9 protein-coding genes are annotated in these 10,670 nt (G+C 33.2%); all 9 read left to right on the top strand.

The window, feature by feature from the left end:
* The first annotated feature begins 153 nt into the window (after positions 1-153).
* A complete protein-coding gene (locus tag CLCOS_RS06010; RefSeq protein WP_063600729.1) occupies positions 154-1,281 on the top strand; it encodes a BMP family ABC transporter substrate-binding protein in 1,128 nt (375 codons plus the stop codon).
* 17 nt (positions 1,282-1,298) lie between these two features.
* Positions 1,299-2,837 carry an ABC transporter ATP-binding protein gene (locus tag CLCOS_RS06005; protein ID WP_013239637.1) on the top strand — a complete coding sequence of 513 codons (1,539 nt, stop codon included), beginning with the start codon at positions 1,299-1,301 and terminating at the stop codon, positions 2,835-2,837.
* Positions 2,818-3,912 (top strand): ABC transporter permease, encoded by a 1,095-nt coding sequence (locus CLCOS_RS06000; RefSeq protein WP_063600728.1) that lies wholly within the window; start codon positions 2,818-2,820, stop codon positions 3,910-3,912. The genes CLCOS_RS06005 and CLCOS_RS06000 overlap by 20 nt, the downstream gene beginning before the upstream one ends.
* Positions 3,913-3,915: 3 nt before the next feature.
* The gene (locus CLCOS_RS05995) at positions 3,916-4,845 is read left to right on the top strand and encodes an ABC transporter permease (protein WP_063600739.1); all 930 of its coding nucleotides are present in this window, start codon (positions 3,916-3,918) and stop codon (positions 4,843-4,845) included.
* A gap of 86 nt (positions 4,846-4,931) precedes the next feature.
* Positions 4,932-7,034, top strand: a complete 2,103-nt coding sequence (locus tag CLCOS_RS05990; RefSeq protein WP_063600727.1) for a xanthine dehydrogenase family protein molybdopterin-binding subunit — start codon at positions 4,932-4,934, stop codon at positions 7,032-7,034.
* A complete protein-coding gene (locus tag CLCOS_RS05985) occupies positions 7,018-7,503 on the top strand; it encodes a (2Fe-2S)-binding protein (RefSeq protein WP_063600726.1) in 486 nt (161 codons plus the stop codon). Before CLCOS_RS05990 ends, CLCOS_RS05985 begins: the two co-directional genes overlap by 17 nt.
* A complete protein-coding gene (locus tag CLCOS_RS05980; protein ID WP_063600725.1) occupies positions 7,482-8,315 on the top strand; it encodes an FAD binding domain-containing protein in 834 nt (277 codons plus the stop codon). Before CLCOS_RS05985 ends, CLCOS_RS05980 begins: the two co-directional genes overlap by 22 nt.
* Positions 8,308-8,799: a nucleoside deaminase gene (locus CLCOS_RS05975; RefSeq protein WP_063600724.1), complete on the top strand. Its 492-nt coding sequence runs from the start codon at positions 8,308-8,310 to the stop codon at positions 8,797-8,799. Before CLCOS_RS05980 ends, CLCOS_RS05975 begins: the two co-directional genes overlap by 8 nt.
* The gene (gene ade / locus CLCOS_RS05970) at positions 8,796-10,583 is read left to right on the top strand and encodes an adenine deaminase (protein ID WP_063600723.1); all 1,788 of its coding nucleotides are present in this window, start codon (positions 8,796-8,798) and stop codon (positions 10,581-10,583) included. Before CLCOS_RS05975 ends, ade begins: the two co-directional genes overlap by 4 nt.
* Positions 10,584-10,670: the final 87 nt, after the last annotated feature.

The raw sequence follows: 10,670 nt of genomic DNA, 5'->3' as shown, positions 1-10,670 counted from the left end.
GGATGCTACTGGTAATAAGTTTATTGGAAAATATGATATTAATTTAGCTTAAATATTAGGGGTGAAGCAGAGATGCTGAACCTTATACTATATAAAAATCAAGCTCTCTGAGTTTTCGAGAGCGTACTTCTAAATAATAAGGGGGAACTGATAATGAAGAAGAAAGAAATACTTATCTTTTTACTTGCACTTGTTGTTATTACAGGACTATTTGCAGGATGTTCATCATCTGACACAAGCTCTACGGGAGTAAGTACTACTTCTGAAGGAAAGAAAATAGATAAAGACAAGATAAAAGTTGGCTTTATTTATGATGGTAGTTTAGGCGATGGTGGTTGGGTTGATGCTCACAACGATGGAAGATTAGCACTTAATAAGATGGGAATCAAGACTATATATAAAGAAAATGTTCCAGAATCTCAGAAAGTTGAACCTGTTATAGAAGATATGATTAGCCAGGGATGTAATGTAATTGTAGCAGCTAGCTTCGGATACATGGACTATGTTTATACGGAAGCACAAAAACATAAGGATGTTATATTCCTACATAATGCAGGATATAAAACAGCAGATAATATGGGCGCATATTTTGCTAAATACTATCAATCAACATATTTAACTGGTATATTGGCTGGTATGAAAACCAAGACAAACAAAATAGGTGTGGTAGCATCTATGCCGATACCAGAATTATATAGACAAATTGATGCTTTTGCATTAGGAGTACAGTCTGTTAATAAAAATGCTGTAGTAAATGTAAAGTGGACTCATACTTGGTATGATCCTGCAAAAGAAAAAGAAGCAGGTAAGGCACTTGTTGATCAGGGAAATGATGTTATAAGTGAAGAACAAAATACTACATCTGCATTAGATCCTGCTGAAGAGAAGGGACTTGCAGGTATAGGATTTGATAGAGACAAGAAAAATGAAGATCCTAAAATGTACATGACAGCACCTGTCTATCATTGGGATGTATATTATAAACAGCAAATTAATGATTTAATAGCTGGAAAGTGGAAATCTGAGAAATGGTTAAAAGGTCTTGAGTCAGGAGTTAATGATCTTGCACCAATTAGAGAAGAAAGTGCACCTGCAGGTGGAAAAGAAGCTGTAGAAAAAGCTAAAGCTGATATAATTTCAGGTAAATTGAAGATATTTGCTGGACCAATTAAAGGTCAAAAAGGTGAATTAAAAGTAAAAGAAGGTCAGGTTTTAGATGACAATTATCTTGAAAAAATAGATTGGTTTGTACAAGGTATAAATGGTGCAAATGAAAAATAGGAAGGAAGTGTATCCTTTTGAATGAAGAATACTATTTAACTATGAAAAATATAACTAAAAAATTTGGTGACGTAGTTGCTAATAACAATGTTAATTTTAATGTTAAAGGCGGAGAAATTCATGCACTGTTAGGTGAAAATGGTGCAGGCAAAAGTACACTTATGAACATGCTGTCAGGAATATATATTCCTGATGGCGGTTCAATTTTTATACATGGCAAGGAAATTAGGTTTAAATCACCTACTGATGCTATAAAATCTGGTATAGGTATGATATATCAACATTTCAAACTTATAGAATCGATGACTGCAATACAAAATATTATTTTGGGAAAGAAAAAAAAGTTATTTCTAAATTATGATAAAGAGGTAAAAAAAGTTCAACAAATAAAAGACAAATATGGCTTTGATGTAGATTTAAAAAAATACGTTTATGATATGTCCGTAGGAGAAAGAGAAAATCTTGAAATCTTGAAAGTAATGTATAGAGGAGCTGATATTCTTATTTTAGATGAACCCACAGCAGTATTTACCCCTCAAGAAACCAAGAAATTATTTAACTTAATGAAAAGGATGAAAAAAGAAGGATGTTCTATTATATTTATAACTCATAAATTAGATGAGGTTATGGAAGTAGCAGACACAATTACTATACTTAGAAAAGGTGAATCTGTAGAAACTGTTACAAAAGATAGTACTACACCTAAGGAATTAGTAGATAAAATGATAGGTTATCATGTAGATTTAGCTATAGAAAGATCAAATACGACTATTGGCAAATCCATATTAAAAGTTTCAGATTTAAACTTAATAAATGATTTGAACATTCCTATACTTAAAAATATAAATTTTGAGATACATGAAGGAGAAGTAGTTGGAGTCGCAGGAATTTCCGGATGTGGTCAGAAGGAACTTTGTGAAGCCATAGCTGGAATTACTAAAATATCTAGTGGAAAAATAGAATTTCAGGGAAAAGACATAACTGATAAAGATGCTTCAAAACTTTCAAAAGAAAATTTAGGAATAAGTTTTATACCGGAGGACAGGCTTGGTATGGGACTTGTAGGATCTATGGATATGGTCGATAATGTGTTTTTAAAATATTATAAAAAACAAAAAGGACTGTTACTCAAAAAAGATGATGTTGAAAAGAAAGCTGAAAAAATTAAAGAGGATTTAGAAGTAAAGACCCCAAGTATACATTATCCAATTAAAAATCTTTCTGGAGGAAATATACAAAAAATACTTTTGGGAAGAGAATTAGGATTAAATCCTAAGTTGATTTTAATGGGTTATCCAGTAAGGGGACTTGATATAAATACTTGTTATACCATTTACAATTTAGTAAATGAAGAAAAGAAAAAAGGTACAGGCATATTATTTGTTGGAGAAGATCTGGATATACTTTTAAGTATTTGTGACAGAATTATAGTTATGTATTCAGGGGAGATAACGGGAAGCTTTGAAAGCAAAAATGTTACAAAGGAAACAATAGGATATAAAATGCTTGGCAATAAGCGTAAGGGTGATGAGATTTATGAAAATGAAGTTTGTTAAAAGAGAAAATATAAGTAAAAATAAAGAAGTGTCTATTAGAATAATTGCCATATTATTAGCTTTTGTTGTAATGGGAATTCTTTTTGCAGCACTTAAGTGTAATCCTATATCAGTTTATATTTCAATGTTTAAAGGTGCCTTTGGAGGTCCCAATCCAATTAAACAGACTATAAATTCGGCTATACCACTTGCAATTACTGCCCTTGGAATTGCAATAGGCCTTAAATTAAAATATTATAACATAGGCGGTGAAGGTCAGATAATAATGGGAGCCTTTGGAGCTGCACTTGTTGCATTTCATTTTTCTAATATGCCAGCTCCTATCCTCATCATTTTAATGTTTGCAAGTGGAATATTATTTAGTGGAATATGGGGATTTATACCGGGGTTCTTTAAAGTGAAATGGAGGGCCAATGAAACTATAACTACCCTTATGATGAATTATATTGCATTAAAATTTGTAACTTATCTTCAATATGGTCCATGGAAAGATCCTAGTTCTTTGGGATTCCCTAAAATGCCTAATTTCTCTTCTAACGCAATACTTCCAAGTGTCTTTGGAGTTCATATTGGATGGATAATAGCTATATTACTTGCTATTTTTGTATATATATTTTTAAATCACACTAAAACTGGTTATGAAATTTCTGTAATTGGTGAAAGCGAAAATACAGCTAAATATGCAGGAATAGGTATAAAGAAAACTACTTTAATTGCTATAGTACTTAGTGCTGTATTTTGTGGAGTAACAGGAGTAATACAGTCTTCTGCCATAGAACAAACACTTTCTACTGAAATAACAGGTGGAGTTGGATATACTGGAATAATAATAGCTTGGATATCAAATTTGAACCCTGTTGTAAGTATTTTGGTATCAATTTTATTTGCAGGCCTTTTGCAAGGAGGGTCATTTATCCAGACAGCATTTGGCATACCAAATTCAGTAGCATCAATACTTCAGTCAGTAATTTTATTTTTTGTACTTGGAAGCGAATTTTTTATTAGGTTTAGACTGTCAAAGGGCGATGTAAATGAAAATGATAACAAAAATAAAAAAGTTGTAAATGAGGTGTAAATGATGAATGGAGTAATTAGCTTTTTAGCAGCAGCAGTAGTTGCAGGAACTCCCCTTCTTTTTGCAACACTAGGAGAAATTTTAACTGAAAAAGCTGGAAATTTAAATCTTGGCGTTGAAGGATTAATGCTTATGGGTGCGGTTATGGGATTTAGTATAGGATATAATACTGGAAATCCAATTATGGCTATTTTGGCAGCTATGGCGGCAGGAGCCTTTGGCGTTCTCATATATACGATTTTAACGGTTAACTTAAAAGCTAATCAAACAGTTTCAGGACTAGCTATATCTATATTTGGAACTGGATTTTCTAATTTTGTAGGTAAAAGTATAGTTGGCAAGAATATACCAGGAGGTGTTAAAAGTTTTTTTGAACCTGTAAGTATACCAATACTTTCCCACATACCTTTTATTGGACCAATTTTTTTCCATCAGGATATTTTAGTTTATCTTGGATATGCAGCTGCAATTATTATGGGAATTTATTTTTACAGAACTTATAAGGGATTAAATCTTAAAGCAGTAGGAGAAAATCCGGCAGCAGCAGATGCAGCTAGTATAAATGTAAATCTCTATAAATATATTCATATACTTATTGGTGGTGCACTTTGTGGACTTGGTGGGGCTTATTTATCACTAGCATATGTTCCCAGCTGGCAGGATAATGTCACAGCAGGTAGAGGTTGGATTGCAGTAGCACTGGTTGTATTTGCATCATGGAATCCTTACAAAGCTATTTTTGCATCTTATCTTTTTGGTGGACTTGATATCATTAGTTTTAGAATGAAAAATATGTTTATTTCTCAATATTTTATTGATATGCTCCCATATCTAGTAACTATTATAATACTGGTACTTGTATATATGAGAAAATCAAATAAAAATGCTCCGCCTAAAGCACTAGGAAATGCTTATTTTAGGGAAGAACGTTAGAAAAACATAAGAAGATAATCTATGCATTTATATATAAGATGTTAGTTTCTAAATGCTGATTTATTCAAAAAAAGGGGATATTTATTATGGACAACAATATAAGTGATTCTATAATTAGATTTGATGCAGAAGAAAAGATATCGGGTAAAGCTAAATATATCTCTGATATAGTATATAAAGACGTTTTATATGCAAAAACGCTTCGATCTACTAGAGCAAGAGCTAAAATATTATCTATAAAATTCCCGGAGATTCCTGAAGGATATTTTATTGTGGATAAAAACGATGTACCAGGTAAAATTGGAGATTGGCCAATTTTTGTTGAAGATGAGGTAAATTATATTGGAGAGGGAATACTTCTCGTTGTAGGACCTGAAAAGAAAAAAGTAGTAGATATTATTTTAAGAACAGAAGTAGAGTATGAGGATTTACCTTCAACTTTAACTATGGATGATGCTGAAGAAAAAAATGATACATTTGTAGAGTACAAGTATTCAAAGGGAGACATAGAAGCTGCAGTTAGAGATGCTAAATATGTTTTTGAAAATGAATATAGTACGGGATACCAGGAACATGCATATATGGAGCCACAGGGAATTGTAGGAACTTATCATGATGGAAAGATTATAGTAGAGGGTTCTATGCAGTGTCCTTATTATATAAAAGATGCAATTGTACAGGCACTTGATTTTGACTACGATAGGGTTCAGGTAAAACAGGCAACTACAGGGGGAGGATTTGGAGGAAAAGAAGAGTTTCCATCTCTTTTAGGATGTCAAGTTGCAGTTGCAGCCTATAAAACTAAAAAAACAGTGAAGCTTGTCTTTGAGAGGAATGAAGATATAAAATCAAGTACTAAAAGACACCCATCAAAAATTAAGCTAAAAGGTTATATAGATAAAAATTATAGAATAATAGGAATGGATGCAGATGTTAGATTAGACGGTGGTGCCTACTTTGGACTCTCAAATGTAGTGCTTCAAAGGGCAATTTTTGGAATATGTGGAGTATATGATGTGGCAAATGTAAAAACGAAGGGATCTGTACTTAAGACAAATAAATTAGTTAGTGGAGCATTTAGAGGATTTGGAGCACCTCAATCTACCTTTGCAGTGGAAATGTTTATAGAGTATATGGCAAATAAGCTTAAAATAAATCCAGTTGAGTTTAGAAAAATTAATTACGTAAAAAAGGGAAGTAAGACTTCTACAGGAGGAACTTATAGGGAAGATGTAGTAGTTGATAAGCTTACGGATAAAGTAGAAGAAATGTCTGATTATAATAGAAAATATAAAGAATACATATCAGAAAATAAATTGAAAGGAATCGGTATGTCTGTATTTTTTCACGGTGGTGGCTTTACTGGAAAAGGAGAAAGAGACATTATAAAGACAAAGCTGAAAGTGAGAAAAAACAAGAATAACACTGTGGAAATATTAGTATCTAATGTAGAAATGGGACAGGGCTTAGGTACTACTTTAAGAAAAATAGCGGCAGAGACAATAGGAATACCCATAGATAGAATTATATACAATAAACCAGATACGGATAGGGTACCTAATTCCGGGCCTACTGTAGCTTCAAGAAGTATATTGATAGTTGGAAAACTCATTGAAGAAGCATGTCAGAAAATTAAAGATAAATGGAATGAGAAGGATGAATTTGAAATTGAAGCTAATTACAAACATCCTGAAGAAATTCTGTGGGATGAAAATAAATTTGAAGGAGACGCATACAATACCAGTGCCTGGGGTGTGAATGTAGTAGAAGTGGAAATAGATCCACTGACTTATGAAGTTTCAGTTAAAGGTATATGGACTGCTTATGATGTAGGAAATGCCATTGATGATAATATTGTTAAAGGGCAAATAGATGGAGGTGTAACTCAGGGACTAGGATATGCTTCTATGGAGGTTTTAAAACCTAAGAAGGGAGAGCTGGAACAGTCAACTTTTACAGATTATATTATACCAACAGCTGTAGATTTCCCAAGGATACATAGAGAACTTGTAAATAGCCCCTATTATAACGGACCTTTTGGTGGAAAAAGTGTGGGAGAACTGACTATTGATGGAGCAGCTCCTGCTTATGCCATTGCAGTAGAGAATGCACTTAAAAGGCATCTAAATCAAATTCCTGTAACACCGGAATCGATAATGGAGGTAGTGGATAATGAAGGTAAACTTTAATTTGAATAATAAAGATGTAGAAATTGAAGCTTCAGGTGTTAAGAGACTTTTAGATGTTTTAAGAGAAGACTTTAAGTTAACTGGAGTAAAAGAAGGCTGTGGACAGGGAGAATGTGGGGCTTGTGCTGTTATAATAGATGGAAAATTGGTTAATTCCTGCTGCTTTCCACTGGCAAATGTAATGGGAAGCAAAGTTTTAACTATTGAAGGATTGAGAAATACAAAAGAATTTGAAGTGCTTGACCAGTGTTTTAAGGAAGCAGGTGCAGTTCAATGTGGCTTTTGTATACCTGCAATGATAATGGCATCTTATGTTCTTCTTATTGGAAATCCAAAACCCAAAGAAGAGGATATAAGACGTGGAATTTCAGGAAATATATGCAGATGTACAGGGTATAATATGATAATTGATGCCATAAAATTAGCTAGTGAAAGAGGTGAGAAGTTGTGGAAAGCTTTAAACCAATAAGTATTAAGGATACGTTAGATATACTGAGTAAAGTAGATGCAATTGTAGTGGCTGGTGGTACTGATGCTATGATAAAGAGGAGAACGGAACCGGGATTGTTGCCTGATTTTAAAAGTAATGTAGTTTTTATAAATGAAGTAAAAGAACTGAAGAATATAGAAAGAGATGAGGACTACATATATATTGGAGCAGCATGTACCTATAGGGAAGTTTGTGAAAATGAACTAATACCAGATAGCTTTAGAGCTGTAATAGATGGCATAGCCACACCTGCCATCAGAAATGTTGGAACACTTGGGGGAAACATATGTAATGCATCTCCTGCAGCGGATATGCTTCCACTACTTTATGCTTTAGAGGCACAACTTATAATAGAAAGTAAAACCGAAAAGATAGCTGTGTCTATAGAGGATTTTATAGTTGGACCAGGGAAAACTTCTTTAAAAAAGGATGAACTTCTCACCTGTATTAAAATTCCAGTAAATGAGTATAACTTGTTTTACTACAAGAAAGTAGGAACACGTAAAGCAGCAGCTATTTCTAAGCTCTCCTTTGCTGCATTCGCCAGTGTCTCTGCGGGGAAAGTTGATGATGTGTGCATTGCGTTTGGATCTGTAGGGCCTACAGTTGTTAGAGTAAAAAAAGGTGAAGAGGAAATTAAAAAATTGAATTTAGATAAGGCATTAGAAATTTATGAGAGTTCAATAACTCCAATAGATGATCAGAGATCCACAGCTGTTTATAGAAAAAAAGTTTCAATAAATTTGCTTAAAGATTTTATGAAGAAAGTAGAGGAAAAGTGTAATGAGTAAAAAGGATCACTTATATTATTTAAGAAGGGCAAATGAAATTGCTAAAAATTCAAGAGAACATGGAAATACTCCATTTGGATCACTGCTTGTAGATAAGGATGGTAATATACTTTTAGAACAGGAAAATATAGAGATAAGCACAGGAGATTGTACGGGACATGCTGAGGCTTCCCTTATGAGGATGGCATCTCAAAAATATTCTAAAGAATTTTTAGCAGAGTGTACGCTATATACTACTTTTGAACCATGTGTCATGTGTTCTGGTGCCATTTACTGGGGCAATGTAAGGACAGTTGTATATGGACTTACTGAAAAAGAACTTCTAAATCAAACGGGAAATGACAAGCAAAATCCAACTTTTGACCTCTCTTGTAGGGAAGTGTTTAAGAAAGGACAGAAAGACATTACTGTAATAGGGCCTTTTAATGAATTAAAAGATGAAATATTAAAAACTCATGAGGGGTACTGGGGGAAAAGTGATTGAAAAGCTATTTGGAAATAAAAAAACTTATAGAATGTGGACTAGGTGAAGTATCCTGTGATTTAAAACTTTCAAATGTTAATCTCGTAAATGTCTATTCTGAAGAAATATATGGTACAAACATCTATATAAAAGATGGCAGGGTTGTGTGCATTGATCCTGATGTTAAGCTTGAAGCTGAAAAATCTATAGATTGCAGTGGAAAATATGCTATTCCAGGATTTATTGATTCTCATTTGCATATTGAAACTACATTGCTTTCTCCTGAAGCACTTTCAGATGTAATAGTACCTAAAGGTACTACAACTCTTTGTGCAGATCTTATGGAAATTGCAAATGTATGTGGAATAGATGGAATAAAAGCTCTGCTTAATTCTATAGAAAAACTACCTTATAGAACTTATATTGAAATCCCATCAAGAGTACCTACAGCTCCGGGCCTTGAAACTACAGGAGGGGTAGTGGAATTAGAAGAAGTTATAGAGGCACTTAGTTGGGACGAGACATTGAGCTTAGGGGAACTTGACCCTTCAAAAATACTGTTTAAAAAAGAAGAATATTTAAAGAAAATTGAGGCTTCGCTTAGTAGAAGAAAAATAATTAATGGGCATGCTATTGGAATAACAGGAAGAGATCTTAATGTTTATGCTGCTTCTGGTATGAGTGATGATCATGAATGTGTATCTTTTGAAGAGCTTCTTGAGAGAATAAGACTTGGTATGGATGTATTTATAAGAGAAGGAAGTTCTGAGAGAAATGTAGAAAAGCTCATAAAGGGAGTTGTAGATAAGAAACTTTCTTTTGAACATCTTATGTTTTGTACAGATGATAAACATGCCAGTGATATAAAAAATGAAGGACACATAAATTATAATGTGAACAAGGCCATTTCTCTTGGGGTTTCTCCTATAAATGCAATTCAGATGGCAACTATAAATGCAGCAAAGCATTTTAGAGTAGAAGATGAAATAGGAAGTATTACTCCAGGAAGAAAAGCGGACATTCTTATAGTAAAAAGTTTAGAAAATATACAGCCATCTATGGTGTTTTTTGAAGGCAAGCTTGTAGCTGAGCAGGAAAATTTAATTTCAAATAAAGTAAGTTCAGAATATCCCAGCTGGATAAAAAATACTGTAAAATTTAAAACTCCAATAACACCAGAATCTTTTAAGATAAACTCCAAATGTAATGATACAACCTTTGTAAATGTCATAGAACTTATTAAAGATCAGATAATAAACAAGTGGATAAAAGTAAAACTTCCGGTAAAGGGAGGACTAATTCAAAATGATGTAGAAGAGGACATTTTAAAACTTACAGTAGTTGAAAGATACGGAAAAACAGGTGGAGTTGGAATTGGATTTGTAAAGGGATTTAATATTAAAGATGGCGCACTGGCTTCTTCTGTATCCCATGATCACCACAATATAGTTTGTGTTGGAACTGATGATTATAATATGTCTATAGCAGTTAATGAAATTAAGGATATACAGGGAGGTTTTGTATTAGTAAAGCAGGGCAAAGTCATTGGAAAGATGCTTTTACCTATTGGTGGGCTTATGAGTGACCATGATGCAGATTCTGTTATAGAGGAAATTACTAGTTTAAATAATCTTACACATGAGATAGGCTGCACTTTAGCTGCACCTTTTATGACATTGTCGTTTATTTCCTTGCCTACTGTGCCGGAGCTTGGACTTACGGACATTGGGCTCATTGACGTACTTAAACATGAAATAATTTCTACAGAAATTAGAGATAATGAGAAGAATAGGAGTAAATTATAAAATAGCTGACATACTAATCAATTAGTATGTCAGCTATTTTAATACGTATACATGTTTTTAAACAGCCGGTAATTGTTATTGCAACAA

The sequence above is a fragment of the Clostridium coskatii genome (assembly GCF_001675205.1).
Lineage (GTDB): Bacteria > Bacillota > Clostridia > Clostridiales > Clostridiaceae > Clostridium_B > Clostridium_B ljungdahlii.
The sequence above is the reverse complement of the archived record's forward strand: the minus strand, read 5'-3'. Positions and strand labels throughout refer to the sequence as shown.